At 69.5% G+C, this 15,990-nt stretch carries 18 protein-coding genes; all 18 read right to left on the bottom strand.

Annotation, left to right across the window (positions count from 1 at the left end; all coding sequences use genetic code 11):
• Positions 1–11 precede the first annotated feature (11 nt).
• From fliS to L8H00_RS07485, 18 genes are read right to left on the bottom strand one after another with little or no spacing between them, the layout of a single operon-like run.
• Positions 12–410, bottom strand: a complete 399-nt coding sequence (gene fliS / locus L8H00_RS07570) for a flagellar export chaperone FliS (RefSeq protein ID WP_242096675.1) — start codon at positions 408–410, stop codon at positions 12–14.
• Complete coding sequence (gene fliD / locus L8H00_RS07565) at positions 410–1,906, bottom strand: flagellar filament capping protein FliD (RefSeq protein WP_242096674.1); 1,497 nt, start codon at positions 1,904–1,906, stop codon at positions 410–412. The genes fliS and fliD overlap by 1 nt, the downstream gene beginning before the upstream one ends.
• 57 nt (positions 1,907–1,963) lie before the next feature.
• The gene (locus tag L8H00_RS07560) at positions 1,964–3,091 is read right to left on the bottom strand and encodes a flagellar type III secretion system protein FlhB (RefSeq protein ID WP_242096673.1); all 1,128 of its coding nucleotides are present in this window, start codon (positions 3,089–3,091) and stop codon (positions 1,964–1,966) included.
• Positions 3,091–3,864: a flagellar biosynthetic protein FliR gene (fliR, locus tag L8H00_RS07555; RefSeq protein WP_242096672.1), complete on the bottom strand. Its 774-nt coding sequence runs from the start codon at positions 3,862–3,864 to the stop codon at positions 3,091–3,093. Before fliR ends, L8H00_RS07560 begins: the two co-directional genes overlap by 1 nt.
• Before the next feature lie 3 nt (positions 3,865–3,867).
• Entirely contained in the window at positions 3,868–4,137 is a 270-nt protein-coding gene (fliQ, locus tag L8H00_RS07550; RefSeq protein ID WP_242096671.1) for a flagellar biosynthesis protein FliQ, read from the bottom strand.
• A gap of 6 nt (positions 4,138–4,143) precedes the next feature.
• A complete protein-coding gene (fliP, locus tag L8H00_RS07545) occupies positions 4,144–5,016 on the bottom strand; it encodes a flagellar type III secretion system pore protein FliP (protein WP_242096670.1) in 873 nt (290 codons plus the stop codon).
• On the bottom strand, positions 5,013–5,267 hold the full coding sequence (locus L8H00_RS07540) for a flagellar biosynthetic protein FliO (protein WP_242096669.1): 255 nt from the start codon (positions 5,265–5,267) through the stop codon (positions 5,013–5,015). Before L8H00_RS07540 ends, fliP begins: the two co-directional genes overlap by 4 nt.
• 4 nt (positions 5,268–5,271) lie before the next feature.
• Entirely contained in the window at positions 5,272–5,574 is a 303-nt protein-coding gene (gene fliN, locus L8H00_RS07535; protein ID WP_242096668.1) for a flagellar motor switch protein FliN, read from the bottom strand.
• Positions 5,571–6,524, bottom strand: coding sequence for a flagellar motor switch protein FliM (locus L8H00_RS07530; protein ID WP_242096667.1), 954 nt, complete (start codon positions 6,522–6,524; stop codon positions 5,571–5,573). Before L8H00_RS07530 ends, fliN begins: the two co-directional genes overlap by 4 nt.
• Before the next feature lie 3 nt (positions 6,525–6,527).
• Positions 6,528–7,124 carry a flagellar basal body-associated FliL family protein gene (locus L8H00_RS07525; protein ID WP_242096666.1) on the bottom strand — a complete coding sequence of 199 codons (597 nt, stop codon included), beginning with the start codon at positions 7,122–7,124 and terminating at the stop codon, positions 6,528–6,530.
• A gap of 11 nt (positions 7,125–7,135) precedes the next feature.
• Complete coding sequence (locus L8H00_RS07520; RefSeq protein ID WP_242096665.1) at positions 7,136–8,932, bottom strand: flagellar hook-length control protein FliK; 1,797 nt, start codon at positions 8,930–8,932, stop codon at positions 7,136–7,138.
• A gap of 28 nt (positions 8,933–8,960) precedes the next feature.
• Positions 8,961–9,389, bottom strand: a complete 429-nt coding sequence (locus tag L8H00_RS07515; RefSeq protein WP_242096664.1) for a hypothetical protein — start codon at positions 9,387–9,389, stop codon at positions 8,961–8,963.
• Positions 9,389–10,720 (bottom strand): FliI/YscN family ATPase, encoded by a 1,332-nt coding sequence (locus L8H00_RS07510; protein WP_242096663.1) that lies wholly within the window; start codon positions 10,718–10,720, stop codon positions 9,389–9,391. The genes L8H00_RS07515 and L8H00_RS07510 overlap by 1 nt, the downstream gene beginning before the upstream one ends.
• A complete protein-coding gene (locus L8H00_RS07505) occupies positions 10,714–11,433 on the bottom strand; it encodes a FliH/SctL family protein (RefSeq protein ID WP_347340715.1) in 720 nt (239 codons plus the stop codon). Before L8H00_RS07505 ends, L8H00_RS07510 begins: the two co-directional genes overlap by 7 nt.
• The gene (gene fliG / locus L8H00_RS07500; protein WP_242096662.1) at positions 11,417–12,442 is read right to left on the bottom strand and encodes a flagellar motor switch protein FliG; all 1,026 of its coding nucleotides are present in this window, start codon (positions 12,440–12,442) and stop codon (positions 11,417–11,419) included. Before fliG ends, L8H00_RS07505 begins: the two co-directional genes overlap by 17 nt.
• The gene (gene fliF, locus L8H00_RS07495) at positions 12,439–14,100 is read right to left on the bottom strand and encodes a flagellar basal-body MS-ring/collar protein FliF (protein WP_242096661.1); all 1,662 of its coding nucleotides are present in this window, start codon (positions 14,098–14,100) and stop codon (positions 12,439–12,441) included. The genes fliG and fliF overlap by 4 nt, the downstream gene beginning before the upstream one ends.
• A gap of 4 nt (positions 14,101–14,104) precedes the next feature.
• Positions 14,105–14,467, bottom strand: a complete 363-nt coding sequence (gene fliE, locus L8H00_RS07490) for a flagellar hook-basal body complex protein FliE (RefSeq protein WP_242096660.1) — start codon at positions 14,465–14,467, stop codon at positions 14,105–14,107.
• Positions 14,464–15,726, bottom strand: a complete 1,263-nt coding sequence (locus L8H00_RS07485) for a sigma 54-interacting transcriptional regulator (RefSeq protein ID WP_242096659.1) — start codon at positions 15,724–15,726, stop codon at positions 14,464–14,466. Before L8H00_RS07485 ends, fliE begins: the two co-directional genes overlap by 4 nt.
• Positions 15,727–15,990: the final 264 nt, after the last annotated feature.

Here is a 15,990-nt window from a genome sequence, read left to right as displayed (position 1 = left end):
CACCGGCCGCGTCACGCCGCGCGGGCGGTCTTCCAGGCGTCCGCGATCTCTTCCAGCGTGGCGGCGGTGTTGCGGAACGGCGCGGAATCATGGCCGATCGAGGCATTGACGATCGTGCGCCGCGCCCCGCCATAAAGCCGCGACAGCGTGACCGCGACCTCGCCGCCCTTCTCGAAATCGAGCCCGGCCTCCAGCGCGAAGAGGATCGCGGTCGCCCGCGTGACCCGCTCGCTCTTGACCGAAAACTTGCGGTTGTCGGTCGCCCAGGCGGCGGCGCGCAGCGCCGCGACCAGCTCTTCGTAGAGGAGCTGGACGAGAGCGGGGCCATCGGCCTGCGCGGTGCGGCCGGCGATGTCGATCCGGCGATAGGTGGCAGCGGGATCGCGCGTCAGGGTGGCGTAGCTGGTCATCAGCTGCTCTTGTCCCAGGCGGCGATCTGCTGCGTCAGGAACGACTGGGTCGATTTATACGCCGCGACTTTGGCGTCCATCGCCGAGAATTGCTGCGTCAGCCGCGTCTTGGTGTCCGCCGCCGCGGTCGTCTGATCCGCCTGCTCGCCGGTCACCGTGGTCTGTTGCGCGGTGTAGCGCGCGGTCGCGGCGTCGAGGCCATAGGTGTTGTTGGTGGCGGTCGTCGTGATCGCGTTGAGCGCGGCGTACAGCCCGTTGCCCGTGCTGGCGGTGCCCGTGCCCAGCGCGAACAGCGCCTCGACATCGGCGGGATAATTGGCGAGCGCGGTGGCGAGCTGCGTCGAATCGACGCTGAGCGTGCCGTCCTTGTTCGTCTTCACGCCGATCTCGGCCAGCGTGCTCGGGCCCCCGGTGGTCGAAGGAGTTGCCAGCTTGGTCGTCGTCAGCACGCCGAGGCTGCGCGCCAGGCCGGTCACCGTGGTCTCGCTCTTGAGCACGCCGTTCACCGGATCGGTCTGCGTCTGCAGCACGCCCATCACCTGGTTGAACGTGGTGACGATGTCGTTCACCGCCTGGCTCAGCGCCGATGTGGGCGGCGTCGTGCCGATCGTCACCGGCGTGGTCGATGTGCCCGTCAGGCTCAGGCGCACGCCGGTGATGAGGTTGTTGATCGTGTTGCTCGACCGCTGGAACGTCGCGCCGTCGAGCGTGACCACCGCATCCTGCGCGCCCGTGCCGATCGTCGTGCCGGTCGCGTTGCGCCCGACGTTCAGCGTCGACAGGCTCGTGCCGCCGGTGCTCGACGCATCGTCGGTACCGGTCAGCGTGAACGCCTGGCTCTGGCCGGTCGCGCCCTTGATCGACAGCCGCTGGCCGTTACCATCGGCGATCACCGTGGCGGTGACGTTCGCGCCCGCGGCGTTGATCTTGGCGGCGATGCCGGCGAGCGTCGCGTCACCCGATCCGATGGTGATGCTGACCGGGTTGCTGCTGCCCGCGGTGAAGCTGGTTTTGCCGTTCGCATCGGTCGAATCGCTGCCGAACTGGAGCGAGAAGGTGCCGGTGTTGAACGCCGTGGTGCTGGGGATCGCGGTGTTCATCGTCGCGGCCTGCGCGCTGGCGAGCTGCTTGACGAGAATGGAGGCGGACAGGCCGGCGAGCTTGGCGCCCGATTGCGCGGTGGCGGTCAGCACGCCGGTGTTCGAACTCGACGGCTGCGTGGTCAGGGTGCCCCCCGTCACGAGCGAGTTGAACGCCGAGCTGAAGCCGGTGACGCTGCTCTTGACGCTGGCGATGCCCGAGATCTGCGAGGTGAGCGTGTCCGCCTGGTTCGCGAGCAGCGTGTTCTTCGCGGCATATTGCGCGGCGACGAGCGACGTGACGAGCGAGGCGGTGTCGATCCCGGATCCGACGCCGAGCGTCGAGGTGATCGACGCGATCGACGAGGCCGCGGTCGTGCTGGTCGTCGTGCTGGAGGTACTCGTGGTCGTCGTCATGCCATGTTCCGCCCATGCTCCCGCGTCATTCTGTTAACGGCCGGCCGGCGCGAGAATTTAGGAGGTTTTTGCGCCATTCTCGTCGAAGCGCGCGCCCGGCGGCACGACGACCGGCGGCGGGGTGGCGCCGCCCGCGCGCGCGTTCACGCCGAACACGAAGGCGAGCACGGTGGCGATCGCCATGTACAGGTCGTCGCGCACCTCCTGCCCCTCGCGGCTGGTGTAATAGACCGCGCGCGCGAGCTGGGGATATTCGAGCACCGGGATGCTGCCGCCGGCCAGTTCGCGGATCGCCAGCGCCGTCGCGCCGCGCCCGCGCGCCACCACGACGGGCACCTGATCCTTGCCGTGATCGTAGCGCAGCGCGACCGCGAAATGCGTCGGGTTGGTCAGCACGACATGCGCGCTTTCCACCGCCTTGCGCATGCTGCGGTTCGCCATCGCGCGCTGCTTGGCGCGAAGCTGGCCCTTGGCCTCGGGCGAGCCTTCGGTTTCCTTGTGCTCGTCCTTGATCTCCTGCTTGCTCATGCGCAGCTTGCCGAGCAGGCGGATGAGCTGGATCGGCACGTCCATCCCCGCGATCAGCGCAAGACCGATCGCCATCACCAGCAGGATGCCCATGAACGTGCCCGCCAGCGCGGTGAGCGAGGTGGAGAGATCCGACGAGGACAGGCCGAGCGTCATGTGCGACGCGTTCCACAGCATATAGCCGCCGATCGCGCCCAGCAGCACGATCTTCAGCAGCGACTTGCCAAGCTCGATCCAGCTGTTCGCGCCGAACACGCGCTTCATCCCGGCCATCGGGTCGATCCGGCTGGCCTTGGGCGCGAGCAGCGATCCGTTGAAGCCGAACGAGCCGAGCCCCGCGGTGCTGAGGATCGCGGCCACCAAAGTCATCGCGAACAACAGGCCGATCGAAGGCAGCAGCTTCGATCCCGCCTCGGCGAGCGCGCGAAACGGCGAGAAATCCTCGATATCCCCGCGTCCGAACTGGAAGCTCGCCGTCATCAGCGCCTTGCACGCGCCGACCAGCGCCGGCCCGAACAGCGACAGCCATGCCACCCCCGCCAGCATCACGAGCGCGGTGCCGAAATCCTTCGAGCGCAGGACGTTGCCGTCCTTGGTCGCGTCGCGTTTGCGCTTGGCGGTTGGTGCTTCTGTCTTGTCGCCGAATTCGTCCGCCATCAGCCGAAGACCAGATTCTGCGTGGCGGCCAGGCTCTCGCGGACGATTACCAGCATGTAATCGCCCATCGCCGGAAACGCGACCGCCAGCGCCACGACGCCCGCCGCCAGGCTGGCGGGCAGGCCGATCGAGAAGAGGTTGAGCGCGGGCGCGGCGCGGCTGAGCATGCCCATCACGAGATTGAGGCAGAGCAGCAGGAAACCGACCGGCAGCGCGAGCAGCAGCCCGGCGAGAAACGCATAGCCGCCGAAGAACGCGATGCCGCGCAGCCGCTCCGTGCCGAGCCATGCGGCGCCCGGCGGCAGCGCATCATAGCTGCGCACGACCATGTCGACGAGGATCAGGTGGCCGTTCATCGACAGGAACAGCAGCGTGAGCATGACCGAGAAGAACTGGCCGAGCGCGGGGCTCGAATGGCCGTTCTGCGGATCGACCGACGAGGCGAAGCCGATCCCCATCGACCCGCCGATGATCTCGGCGGCGACGAGCGGCGCGGCGAACGCGATCTGGAGGACGAAGCCGATCGCGAGCCCCACCAGCGCCTCGGCCACGACGGACAGCATCGTGGCCACGCTGAAGATACTGGCAGGCGCCGCGATCGCATGCGTGCCCATCACCAGAATGCCGATCGCACCGGCGAGCGACACGCGCACGACGAGCGGCAGCGATACCGATCCGAAGACCGGCGCCGCCACGAACGTCGCCCCCACGCGCACCATCACGAAGACGAGCGTCCAGAGCTGCGGTTCGATCGAGAGGCCGAAGCCCAGCACGCGCTAGCGCACCAGATCCGGAATGCGTTCGAAGATGCCGATGGTGAAATCGCTCAGCAGCCCGAGGATCAGGCTGCCGAAGATCACGATCGACAGCGCCACCACGATCAGCTTGGGCACGAACGACAGCGTGGCCTCGTTGATCGAGGTGGCGGCCTGCACCATCCCCAGGATCAGCCCGCACAGCAGCGCGGGGATCAGGATCGGCGCGGACGCCAGCGCCAGCACCCACATCGTCTGGTTGGCGAGCGTCAGGAAATAATCGGCGTCCATCGCCCGTCAGACCGCGAAGCTGTTGGCGAGGCTGCCCATCGTCAGCGCCCAGCCGTCCACCAGGACGAACAGGAGGAGCTTGAACGGCAGCGAGATGATCTGGGGTGAGAGCATCATCATGCCCAGCGCCATCAGCACCGTCGCGACGACGAGATCGATGACGATGAACGGCAGGAAGATCAGAAAGCCGATCTGAAACGCGGTCTTCAGCTCGCTCGTGACGAAAGCGGGGAGCAGGACCGAGAAGGGAATGTCCTTCGGGCTGGCATAAGGGCCCGATTTGGCGAGGTTCGCGAACAGCGTGACGTCCTTGACCCGCGTCTGCTTGGCCATGAAGTCATGCAGCGGCACGCCTGCCGTCGTAATCATCTGCGTGCCGGCGAGCTTGCCCGCGGCATAGGGCTGGATCGCCTGTGCGTTGATCTGGTTGATCGTCGGCGCCATCACGAAGAAGCTGAGGAACAGCGCGAGGCCCAGCAGCACCTGGTTGGGCGGCGTCTGTTGCAGGCCCATCGCCTGACGCAGCATCGCCAGCACGATGACGATCCGGGTGAAGCTGGTCATCATCAGCAGGATGCCGGGCAGGATCGTGAGCAGGCCCATGATGATGAGCACCTGGAGCGACAGCGAGAGCGAACCGCTCTGGCCGGTGCCGCCCGATGCCTGGCCGCCCAATTGGCCGAGCGCGCGATCGACCGCATCGCCCACGCCGGGCGCTGCCACAGGGGCCGCTTGCGCGAAGGCGGGGGCGGCGATCAGGATCGCGACGAGGAGCGCCAGCAGGATCCAGACGAGCTTGGCCCCCGAGCGCTTCGGCCGCGCCCGCGCCGCCACGAACAGCGCGGGGCCGGTGCCGTGGCGGGTGATCGTCACGCTCATGCGTCGACCTTCTCGATCAGATTGACGCCGCCGCGGCCGACCGAGACGAGCAGCCGCTTGCCCTCGAAATCGATGACCGCGAGGCGCAGGCCGGGCGAGATCATCATCGTCTCGCGCACCGCGATCATCCGCGACGACGGCTTGCCGGGCATCCGCCCCTCGAACTTGCGCCACAGATAGAGGCAGCCGATCATCAGCCCGCACACCAGCGGCAGCAGGACGACGAGCTTCAGGATATAGGTCCACAGCATCGGATCAGGCCCGGCCCGCGACCGACTTGTCGGGACCGGCCAGTTCGGTCATCCGCACGCCGAAGCGCTCGCCCACCGTCACCACCTCGCCACGGCCGATCAGCGTGCCGTTGACGAACACGTCGAGCAGTTCGTTCGCCTGGCGATCCAGCTCGATCACGCTCGATTCGCCGAGCGCCAGCAATTCGCGCAGCGTCAGGCTGGTCGAGCCGATCTCGACGGTCAGCTTCACGTCGACGTCCTGCAGCAGCCGGAAATTGGCGGCGACCGATGCATCGACGGGGAACCCCCCGGTCATGTCGTTCATGAATTCTGTCCTTCGTCGAGGCGGGTGAGGGCGGTCAGGCGGATGGCGGCGCGGCCGTTCGAGGTGCCGACGGTGCCGACGCCCAGCCGGTCGGTGCCGACCATCACGGGCACGTCGCCGGCGATGGTGATCGGGATGACGTCGCCGGGCTTCAGGTTCATCAGCATCGACAGCGGCACGACGGGTTCGGCGAGCACCGACCGGATCGGGAAGCGCACGTCCATCGCCGCGCGGGTCAGACCGTTGCGCCAGGCGGGATCGGGCTCGGCCGATTTGCCCAGCACCTTGGCGGTGAGCGAGGCGCCGTGCGGCTTCAGCGCGGCGACGGGATAGACGAGGTCGATGAAGACCAGCTTGGCCGGCCCCGCCGCGATGCCGAACCGGGTGACGACCACGGGATCCTCGCCGTCGATATCGGCGATCATCGCCGCGTTCGATTCGGGGCGGCCGACGGTGAAGTCGATCCGGGCGAGCGGTTCCCATGCCGTGCGCAGCGGGGCGGCGACCATGGCGCCGATCCGCGCGATCATCGCTTCGGCCGCGGGCGAGAATTCGCCGGGCAGCGTGAGCGGCGCGGCGCCGGTGCCGCCGAAGAACAGATCGAGCAGCTCGAGCACGAACTTGCCGTCCAGCACGCACAGCGCCTGGCCGTGTGCCATCATGCCCTGCATGCCGAGCGGCAGCCACGCGATCAGCGGCTCCATCCGCTCGGCGCGGTAATCGGCGAAACGCTGCACGGCCAGCGGCTCGGCCCAGCAGCGGAGCTCCTGGCGCATCAGCGGCTCGAACACGCCGCGAAACGCGCGGGCCAGCCGTGCCGACAGATGCTGCAGCGTGTGCAGATCGCCGAACGGATTGAGCTTCGGCGCGCCGAGCATGCCCTCATGGGCCGCCTGGCGATGCCGCTCGCGCCGTTCGGGCGCCGTCGGGTGGGAGGCCGCGTTAACCATGCCTCACTGAACAACGAAATTGGTAAAGTAGACGTTACCAACGCCGCCGAATCCCTCCTTTTGCTTGAGAGTCGCGTTGATCGCATCGACGAGCCGCTTGGCCAGCTTGGCCTTGCCCTCGCTCGTGAACACCTGGTCTTCGGGGGTGTCGCCCAGCGCCATCAGGATCGCCGATCGCACCGCGATGTCGTCGGTCTTCAGATTCTGGATCACCGAATCGTCATAGGGCGTCGAAACCGCGAGGCCGACCTGGATGAAGTGCGGCGAATTCTGGAGATTGGCGGTGAAATCCTTCTCCATCGGATAATAGTTGGAGGCGTATTTGTCGCCGCCGTCGCCATGCGCGCCCTTTTCCGACTTGCCGCCGCCTTCACCGGCTTCCTTGGGCTGCTTCTGCTCGCTCTTGGGCACCAGCTTGGGGCCTTCGTCGACGGGCGCCGCCTTGGCGCTGCCGCCCATCATGCCCGATTTGGCCGCGTACAGCCCGGCGCCGACGCCCCCGCCCAGCAGGACGAGCGTGCCGACGCCGATCACCAGCAGCTTGCCGAGCTTGCCCTTCTTCTTGGGGGCGTCGGTGGCTGCGTCCTTCTTGTCGCTCATTTCGTGATTCCTCAGGCTATGCGGATGTCGTCATTCGCCCCCACGGCGACCGTCGCGCGTGCCGGGGCGGGGATGGGGGTGAGCAGGGGCTGGGCCGGCATGCGCTGCTGCTGCGCCTGGGGCTGGCCACCGCCACTGCCCACATTGGTGTCGCCCAGGCGCAGCCCGCGCGACTGCGCGATTTCCGCCAGCCGCGGCTGCGCGTCGGCCAGCATGGTGCGGGTGGCGGCCTGTTCGGCGGCGAAATGGACGTGGATCGTGTCGCCGTCGCGCTTTACCGACAGGTCGATCGTGCCGAGCGCATCGGGCACCACCCGGATCTTCGAACTCGTCGCGTCCGCCGCATCGCGCAGAGATTCGATGTGATCGATCATCTGCGCGGGCCAATGGTCGCGCCGGGTGTCGAGCGTCTGCTCCTGCGCCGCCCCCGTGGCGGCGACGGCGTGACGGACGGTTTCCATCGGCGCGAGCGCGGAGGCGGCCATCGGCGCGACCGGATCGCCGTCGTCGCGCGTGCCCGATGGCGTATCCTGTTTCCACCCGGCCCGCATCGCGCCGGCAAAGGCCTGAAGCGCGGGCGTCGCGGTCGCGGGGCGCGAAGGATCGGGCAACGCGATCGGCAGCGGCCCCGCCGCGATGGCGAGGGGCTGGATTCCCGAAACGCTCGACGCCGGAACGGGCGCGGGGGCCGGCGCGGTGATGGCCATGGTGCTCGCCAGATCGCTTCCGGTCACCGGCAGGGGTGTCGCGGCGAACCGTATCAGTGCGGGAACGGCCGTGACGTCGGGCGCCGCGCTTGGGAGCGGCGGGAGGAGCGCGGCCATCGCCGTGGCCGGGGTAGTCTGCGTGGCGACGGTCGGCGACGCGCTGGCCGCTACCGGTGCGGCGGCGGTCGCCGCCGGGGGCAGGACGGGTGCGACGATCGATGACGTCGGATCGGGCGAGGCCGGGATGGTCACCGAAGCCGGCGCGGCTTGCAGTGGCACCACCATCGCTGCGCCGGCCGTCGTCGGCGCGGCGGCGATCGCAGGCGTCGCGACCGGCGCCGATCCCGATGCGGGTGCGGGTGCGGCCGGGATCGGCGGTGCCGCCGGCGGGACGAAGGCGGCGATCATCGCCGCAGGGTCGAGGACCATCATGGTCGCCGCGCCGGAGTCGGCCACCGGCTCGGTGTCGGGTGCCGGATCGGGATCGGGATCGGCCGATGCGATCGCGGGAGTCTCCGAAGTGGCCTGGGCCACCAACGGCGACGCGGCGTCGTTCGGTGCCCGCTTTGCCGGGGTGGCGAGCGCGGCGCGCGCGGGAACCGGCTTCGCCTTCATGGGCACCGCCTGTAGCGGGACGGGCAACGGCGTCGTGGCGGGGGCGGGATCGGGCTCGAGCGTCGCGGGCTGGATCGCGAGCCCCGGCGCGGCCGGATCGGCGGCGAGCAACGGGGTGGCCGCCGCTACCGCGGCAGCGATGACCGGAACGGACCCGGCCGCCGGCTTGGGTGTATCCGCCGCGACGGCGGGCGCAGCCGCCACGACCATGTCGATCGTCGCCGTTGCGGTCGTGGGCGCTGCGATCCAGGCGAGGCGCGGATCGGACGAGGCGTCGCTATTCGGCAGATCGCTGCCGTCGGCGGCGGTGTCCTGCCGGGCGTTGCCGTCCGCCGCCGGCAGCGTCGCGCCCGCAACCGGCGGATCGGCGGGGGCGTCGCTGCCCGAAACCGCGGCCAGCGACAGCGTGAACGGCGAGGGCGACGACGCCACGCGGCCCGCCGTCGTGACGGAAGGGGTGCGGGGCGTGGACACGGGCTGGATCATGCGAAGGGTCTCTGAACAACGTCTCACGTTACGGTTCGCAAGGATCGTGCCGGGTGCGCGTGGTGGACGGCGCGGCTTCCAGTTCCTTCATCGCACGGCGCACCGCGTCGGCATCGGCGCGCGCGATCAGCTTTTCCATGGCGGCCTGATCGCGCCACGCCGATCGGGCGGTTTCGGTGGCCGCCTCCGCGCGGACCATGGCGCTGCGGGCACGCGCCTGCGCCGCATCGGCCGAGATCTGGAGCTTCTCGCGGTAATGAGCCGCCGCCCCGAGCGAGAAACCGGCCATGGCCTGAGGCGCGGGCGCGATGGCGTCGGCCAGTTCGGCGATGCGGGCGCCGAGCGCCGCTTCGGTCGCGGCCTTGTCGTGCGCGCGCGCTTCGTCGGCGCGCGCGAGGTTCAACTGGATGGTGCGCACGCGGTGCAGCCGCGCGAGCGTCTGGCCGCGGTCGCGCATCAGCCGGTGCCGAACACGCCGACGAGTTCGGCGACGGCATCGGCCTGCGCGACCGCGGCGTCGGCATCCTGGCGGATGAATTCCATGATCGCGGCGTGACAGGCGATCGCCTGGTCGATCGCGGGATCGGCGCCGCTGCGATAGGCGCCCATCAGCACGAGATCGCGATTCTCCTCGTACGTGGCGAGGTGGCGGCGCAGCTGCCGCGCGGCGCGGGCGTGTTCCGCGGGCACGATGTCGGTCATCACGCGGCTCACCGATTTGCTGACGTCGATCGCGGGATAGACGCCATGTTCCGCGAGCGCGCGGCTGAGCACGATATGGCCGTCGAGAATGGAGCGCGCCGAATCGACCACCGGATCGTTGCCGTCGTCGCCATCGGCGAGCACGGTGTAGATCGCGGTGATCGATCCGCCGCTATGCACGTCGACGCCCGCGCGCTCGATCAAATTGGGCAGCATCGCGATGGCGGACGGCGGATAGCCGCGTGCCGATGCGGGCTCGCCCAGCGCCAGGCCGATCTCGCGCCCGGCATGCGCCACGCGGGTGAGCGAATCCATGATGAGCAGCACGTTCTTGCCCTCGGCGCGAAACGCCTCGGCGATGGCGGTGGCGCGCAGCGCGCCACGGATGCGCAGCACGGGCGAGTGGTTGGCGGGCACCGCGACCACGACGGAGCGTGCCCGCGCCGCGCCTGCGACCTTGGTTTCAAGGAAATCGGCGACTTCGCGGCTGCGTTCGCCGATCAGCCCGATCACCACGACGTCCGCCTCGGCGGCGCGCACGATCATGCCGAGCAGCACCGATTTGCCGACGCCCGATCCCGCCATGATGCCGACGCGCTGCCCCTGGCCGACGGTCAGCAGCCCGTTGATCGCGCGCACGCCCACGTCGAGCGGCTGGAGCACGCGGCCGCGGTCGAGCGGCGATTGCAGCTTGCCCGCCAGCGGCCAGCGCCCGGCGCCGCGGATCGGGCCCAATCCGTCGATCGGCTTGCCCGCGCCATCGACCACGCGGCCGAGCAGCGCGGCGCCCACTTCGGCCTCGCCCGGCGCCCCCACCGGGCGCACCGGCGCGCGCGGCAGCAATGCGGCTGGGCCGCCGAGATTCATCAGCAGCGTGCGGCCGCCGCGAAAGCCGATCACCTCGGCCTCGACCTTGGCATCGCCATGCCCGCCCACCTGGCAGACCGTGCCGACCGGCAGCGTGAGGCCGACCGCCTCCATCAACAGCCCGTCATAGGAGGACAGCCGACCCGAGACCTTGGGCGTGGCCACGAAATCGGCCGCCGCCAGCGTATCGAGATAATCGGCGGTGAAGCGGTTCAGCATGCGCCGGGCATGCCCACGCGGTCGATCGCCGCGGTCAGTTGCTCCAGCCACAATTCGGGCCCGTCCTCGACGATGGTCGAGGCGGATTCGAGCACGAAGCTGCCCCGCGGCACCGCGGCGTCGCCGGCGGCGAACAGGTTGCGCGGCAGGCGCCCCTCGAGCAACGCCACGTCGTCGGGGTGGACGCGCAGCAGCGCGGATTCGGCTTCGTCGGCGAGCAGGTCGGTGGCCGCGTCGATCCGCTCGGCGAGCCGATCGGGCGAGATGCCGATCTCGCCGACCAGCTTGGCGACGAGCAGCATCACCGTCTGGCGCATCTGGCGCGCGACGCGTTCGCGGTCGAGCCGGCTGCCGGTGCCCAGGCTCTCGCCCAGCGCATCGAGCAGCGCGCGGTCGCGCGCGGCCTCTCCCGCGTTCGCCGCCTGCGCGGCGGCATAGCCTTCGGCATAGCCCGCAGAATGCGCGTCCTCGAGCGGATCGATATAGAGGCTGTCGGTCTGTTCCGGATCGAGCGGATCCCAGCCCTCGGTCGGCCGCGCGTCGCGGTCGGCGGGGCTGAAATGGCGCGGCGTGGCGGGCGCTCCGCCGCCGCTGCGTTCGCGGATGTCGATGGTAGCGAAGCCGCTGGCGGGGGCGAAGGCCTGGGCCAGCACGTGCGGCGCGGCCTGATGGCGGGGCGCGAAGCCGGCGACGAAATCAGACATAATCGTCATCGCCCGCGCCCATCATGATCGTGCCGTCCTTGGCCAGGTTGCGCGCGATCTGGATCATCGCCTTCTGCGCATCCAGCACCTCGGCGAGCTTCATCGGCCCGCGCGCCTCCATCTCGTCGCGGATGCCGTCGGCGGCGCGCGCGGACATGCAGCCGAGGAAGCGCGCCCGGATCGTCTCGTCCACGCCCTTCAACGCGCGGGTGAGGATGTCGCCGTCGACGTTGCGGATCAGCGTGCCGAGATTCTTGTCGTCCATCTCCAGCAGATTGTCGAAGACGAACATCGCCTCCTCGATCGCCTTGGCCACATCCTTGTCGATCTTGAACAGCTTGGGCATCACGCGCTGCTCGGTCGCCTTGCGCGCGCCCGACAGGATCTTGGCCGCCTCGCGCGTGCCACCCAGCGTCACGCCGGTGCTCTGGGTCGACGAACCGGTGCGGTTCGCCAGCATTGTCTTCAGCGTCTCGACCGCCTCGGGCGTGATCGGCCCCAGCCGAGCGATGCGGTGGAGGATATCGGGCTGCACCGCATCGGGCAGCAGTTCGAGCACCTGCCCGCCGACGGCGGCGTCCAGGTTCGCGATCAGCACGGCGGCAATCTGCGGATGCTCCTTCTCGATCATCGCCGCAATCTCGCCGGCATCGAGCCAGTCGAGCAGCTCGAGTTCGCACGCCGCCTCGGGCGGGGTGATACGCGCGAGCACGCTTTCGGCCTTTTCGGGGCCGAGCGCGCGGTTCATCACCGCCTCGATCTTCGGGCGCGGATCGAAGCCGATCGCGGTGCGCTCGCGGGCGCGGCCGACGAAATCGTCGAGCACGTCCTCGACCTCCTGTTCGGAAACATCGGCGACCTTGAACATCGCCGCGCCCAACTGGCGGACCTCCTCGGGATCGAGCTTCTGGAGGATGGCCGCGGCCTCCTCCTCGCCGACGAGCATCATCAGCACGGCGGCGCGCTCGACGCCGGTATAGCTGCGCAGCGCGGCCGGGGCGGGGAGGGCGTCGCTCATGACTTGATCATGTCGCGCACGGCGAGCGCGGCGCGCGTCGGATTGTCGCGGGTGAAGCCGCGCACCGCGCCGATCCGGTCGTCATAGCCGCGCGTGCTTTCGAGCTGGTCGAGGCTGACGGGCGCGGTCGGCACGCCCTCGGCGTCGGTTTCGGGCTCCGCGGGGCCGGCGATGGCCAGCGTAGGCGTGGCGTCCTCGCGCTTCTTCATCAGCGCCTTGGCGAGCGGCCGCACCCCCAGCATCAGCACAAGCAGCGCGATCAGGATCGCGGTCACGTTGCGCGCCACGATCGGCAGCCAGGCATTGTCGTACCAGGCGGGCTTGGCGGCGGCGAGGTCGTTTTCGGCGAACTTCTTGCTGATGACGGTGACGTTGTCGTTGCGTGCCTGGTCGAAGCCGACCGCGCTTTTCACCAGATCGGTGATCTGGCCGATCTCCATCGTCGTGCGGCGGCCCTTGTCGGGATCGCGCAGCAGCACCGCGACCGACAGGCGCTTGATGCTGCCCGGTGCCGCCCGCGTCACCGAAACCTCCTTGCCGAGATCATAGGCGCGCTGGAACTGATCGGACTGTTTCTGCGGATCGGGCGCGGCGCCGCCGGCGACGGGCGCGGGCGCCGGGGTGCCGGGATTGCCGGTCGCGGGCTGCGGCGTCGTCAGCGTGCTGGCGGCGGGCGGCGTGTTGCTCAGCGCGCCGGGAATGCCGCCCGGTGCGGTGGCGCCATCCTTCTGGTTGCCGGTCCAATTGCCGGTCTCGGCGCGCAGCACGCCCGCCTTGTCGTAGCTTTCGCGCGTCGCCTGGCTTTCATCGAGATTGACGTCGGCCTGCACCTCGGTGGTGAAATTGCCGGCGCCCAGCAGCGGCGTCAGCAGCTGGATCAGCTGGGTGCGGTACTTGTCCTCGACGCGGCGCTGGAAATCGATCCGCTCGTCATTGCCGTTGCCGCCGCCCGCGCCGCCGCCGGGCTTGGTCAGCAACGCGCCGAGCTGGTCGACGATCGTCACGCCCTCGGGCTTCATCCCCGGCACCGACGAGGCGACGAGGTTCACGATCGACGCCACCTGCGCGTCGGAGAGCGAACGGCCGCCCTGCAGCTTCAGGATCACCGAAGCGGAGGGGCTCGCATTGTCGCGCACGAAGACGCTCGCCTCGGGCATGGCGAGATGGACGCGCGCCTCGGCGACGGCGTCGATGTCCTGGATCGAGCGGGCGAGTTCGGTCTCGCGTGCCTGGCGCAGGCGTTCGCCTTCCACCGCGCGGCTGACGCCCATCGGCAACTGGTCGAGAATGGCATAGCCGCCGGGCGCCGCCTTGGGCAGGCCCTGGCCCGCCAGCAGCATCTTGGCCTTGCTGTAATCCTCCTCCGCCACGGTCAGCGCGCCGGTGCCCTCGTCGACATGGCTCTTGATGTTCGCGGTGGTCAGCGCGGACGTGACCGCGGCCTTGTCGGCATCGGGCAGCCCGGTGAAGAGCGTCTTCTGCGTCGGCGTCGCCAGCGCCATCCAGGCGAGTGCCGCGGCGGCGATCAGGCCGACCATCAGCGCCATCGGCAGCGAGCGGCGCACCGCGGGCTGCGCGAGCGCACCCCGGATCTGGTGGAGAGGATTGGCGAACCGTTCGGGCGCGCCGGGGGTGATGGTGGTGAGGGCTGTGCTCATGGCGTTACACCGGCATGCTCATGATGTCCTTGTAGGCGGACAGGAGCTTGTTGCGGACCTGAAGCGTGGCTTCGAAGCCGACCGAGGCCTGCTGGCGTGCCAGCATCACCTTGGCGATATCGACCGTCTCGCCGCGTTCGTAGCTTTCGGACAATTTGGCGGCCTGGGTCTGGCCGTCGTTCACGCTTTTCAGCGCATCGTCGAGCGTCGAGGCGAAGCTGGTCGGCTTCGTCTCGGCGGCGGGCGTGGTGGCCGCGGCGCTGGTGTTGGCGCGGGCGAGCGCCTGGTTGCGCTCCAGGATCTGCTGCCGAAGCTGCATCACCCGGTCGACGCTCATCGCGCCGCCGCCGATCCCGGCGATACTCATGCCGAGACCGCCCGGACGATGTCGTCACCCTGTTCGCGCGCCTTGGCGAGACGGTAACGCAAGGTGCGCTCCGAAATGCCCAGCCGCTTGGCGGTTTCGATCCGGCTGCCGCCGCACGCGCGCATCGTCTCGCGGATGGCGGCGAATTCGCTGATCTGGACGATGTTGCCGAGCGTGGCGGGCAGGTCCGCGCTCCGCTCCGCCGCCGCTGCGGCGGGCTGGGGCGGACGGTCGAACACGATGTGATCGGCATGGATGGTGTCGCCCGCGGCGAACAGCAGCGCGCGCTGGATCACGTTTTCCAGCTCGCGGACGTTGCCCGGCCATTCGTGCGCCACGAGCAGGTCGACCGCGGCCTGGTCCGGCCAGGGGATCATCTGCCGGTTGCCGGCATGGCGCAGGATCATCGTGGCGGCGAGCGCCGGGATATCCTGGCGGCGCTGCGACAGCGGCTTGGTGGTCAGCGGAAACACCGCGAGCCGGTAATAGAGATCCGAACGGAAGCGACCCTCGGCCACCTCGGTCTGCAGATCGCGGTTGGCGCAGGCAACGATGCGCACGTCGACCGGCTGCGGCGTGCTCGCCCCGATCGGGACGACTTCGCGCTCCTGCAGCACGCGCAGCAGCTTGGACTGGAGCTGGAGCGGCATCTCGGCGATCTCGTCGAGCAGCAGCGTGCCGCCGTTCGCCGCGCGGAAGAACCCTTCGCCGCCCGAGGATGCGCCGGTGAACGCGCCCTTCTGGTGGCCGAACAGCAGCGCTTCCAGCATCGATTCGGGCAAGGCCGCGCAGTTGATCGCGACGAACGGGCCGTCCTTGCGCGCCGACTGGTTGTGGATCGCGCGGGCCAGCACTTCCTTGCCGGTGCCGGTCGGGCCGTTGATGAGCACGGTGATGTCCGCCTGCGCCACCCGCTCGGACAGCGCCATCAGCGCGAGCGATTCGGGGTCCGCCGCGGTCGGCATCTCGGGGCCGGCGATCAGCGCGCGGGCGAAGGCGCGGCCGATCTCGGCATCCTGGGGGGCAAAGGCGATGCGCGCCGGATTGCCGTCGCGGGCGGGAAGGACGGTGCGCCCCTCGTCGCCGATCACGATCGTGCGGGCCGGTGCGGCCGGCACTTCGCCCTCGCAGACCAGGAACAGGTCGCGCGGGCCCGGCTGGGCGGTGGCCGATCCGATGCCGAAGCCTTGCGACCGCAGCGACGAGACGAGCGCGTATTTGCGGGCGGTGACGGCGGCAGATGGAAAAATCGAGCGCATGCAATGTCCCTTTCGACATGCTCCAAATGCCATCCGGTTGGTAAATCGACCGTTAATGCGGCAGCCGCCCGGCAGAATTTTTCCGGGCGGGCGATCGCGCGCGCGCGGGCGTGGTTTTCCTACGCGCGCGGGGCGGTTCTTGCCGGCAACGCGGCCGGCAAGAACCGGCAAAAATTGTTTGGTCGCCGGCTAAAGTCTGCCGGTGGGTTGCCGTTTGTGCATTCAGCGGCTCGGCTTCCAGTTCGGAAAACGGGGGGGCGCTGA

This window comes from Sphingomonas sp. CROZ-RG-20F-R02-07, assembly GCF_022662335.1.
Taxonomy (GTDB): Bacteria; Pseudomonadota; Alphaproteobacteria; order Sphingomonadales; family Sphingomonadaceae; genus Sphingomonas.
Note: the sequence above shows the minus strand (reverse complement) of the source record. Positions and strands in the feature narration are given on the sequence as shown.

Bases quoted from the DNA above. Each gene is read 5' to 3' on its own strand.
- fliS (WP_242096675.1), bottom strand. From the start codon at position 410: ATGACCAGCTACGCCACCCTGACGCGCGATCCCGCTGCCACCTATCGC.
- fliD (WP_242096674.1), bottom strand. From the start codon at position 1,906: ATGACGACGACCACGAGTACCTCCAGCACGACGACCAGCACGACCGCG.
- L8H00_RS07560 (WP_242096673.1), bottom strand. From the start codon at position 3,091: ATGGCGGACGAATTCGGCGACAAGACAGAAGCACCAACCGCCAAGCGC.
- fliQ (WP_242096671.1), bottom strand. From the start codon at position 4,137: ATGGACGCCGATTATTTCCTGACGCTCGCCAACCAGACGATGTGGGTG.
- fliP (WP_242096670.1), bottom strand. From the start codon at position 5,016: ATGAGCGTGACGATCACCCGCCACGGCACCGGCCCCGCGCTGTTCGTG.
- L8H00_RS07540 (WP_242096669.1), bottom strand. From the start codon at position 5,267: ATGCTGTGGACCTATATCCTGAAGCTCGTCGTCCTGCTGCCGCTGGTG.
- fliN (WP_242096668.1), bottom strand. From the start codon at position 5,574: ATGAACGACATGACCGGGGGGTTCCCCGTCGATGCATCGGTCGCCGCC.
- L8H00_RS07530 (WP_242096667.1), bottom strand. From the start codon at position 6,524: ATGGTTAACGCGGCCTCCCACCCGACGGCGCCCGAACGGCGCGAGCGG.
- L8H00_RS07525 (WP_242096666.1), bottom strand. From the start codon at position 7,124: ATGAGCGACAAGAAGGACGCAGCCACCGACGCCCCCAAGAAGAAGGGC.
- L8H00_RS07520 (WP_242096665.1), bottom strand. From the start codon at position 8,932: ATGATCCAGCCCGTGTCCACGCCCCGCACCCCTTCCGTCACGACGGCG.
- L8H00_RS07515 (WP_242096664.1), bottom strand. From the start codon at position 9,389: ATGCGCGACCGCGGCCAGACGCTCGCGCGGCTGCACCGCGTGCGCACC.
- L8H00_RS07510 (WP_242096663.1), bottom strand. From the start codon at position 10,720: ATGCTGAACCGCTTCACCGCCGATTATCTCGATACGCTGGCGGCGGCC.
- L8H00_RS07505 (WP_347340715.1), bottom strand. From the start codon at position 11,433: ATGACGATTATGTCTGATTTCGTCGCCGGCTTCGCGCCCCGCCATCAG.
- fliG (WP_242096662.1), bottom strand. From the start codon at position 12,442: ATGAGCGACGCCCTCCCCGCCCCGGCCGCGCTGCGCAGCTATACCGGC.
- fliF (WP_242096661.1), bottom strand. From the start codon at position 14,100: ATGAGCACAGCCCTCACCACCATCACCCCCGGCGCGCCCGAACGGTTC.
- fliE (WP_242096660.1), bottom strand. From the start codon at position 14,467: ATGAGTATCGCCGGGATCGGCGGCGGCGCGATGAGCGTCGACCGGGTG.
- L8H00_RS07485 (WP_242096659.1), bottom strand. From the start codon at position 15,726: ATGCGCTCGATTTTTCCATCTGCCGCCGTCACCGCCCGCAAATACGCG.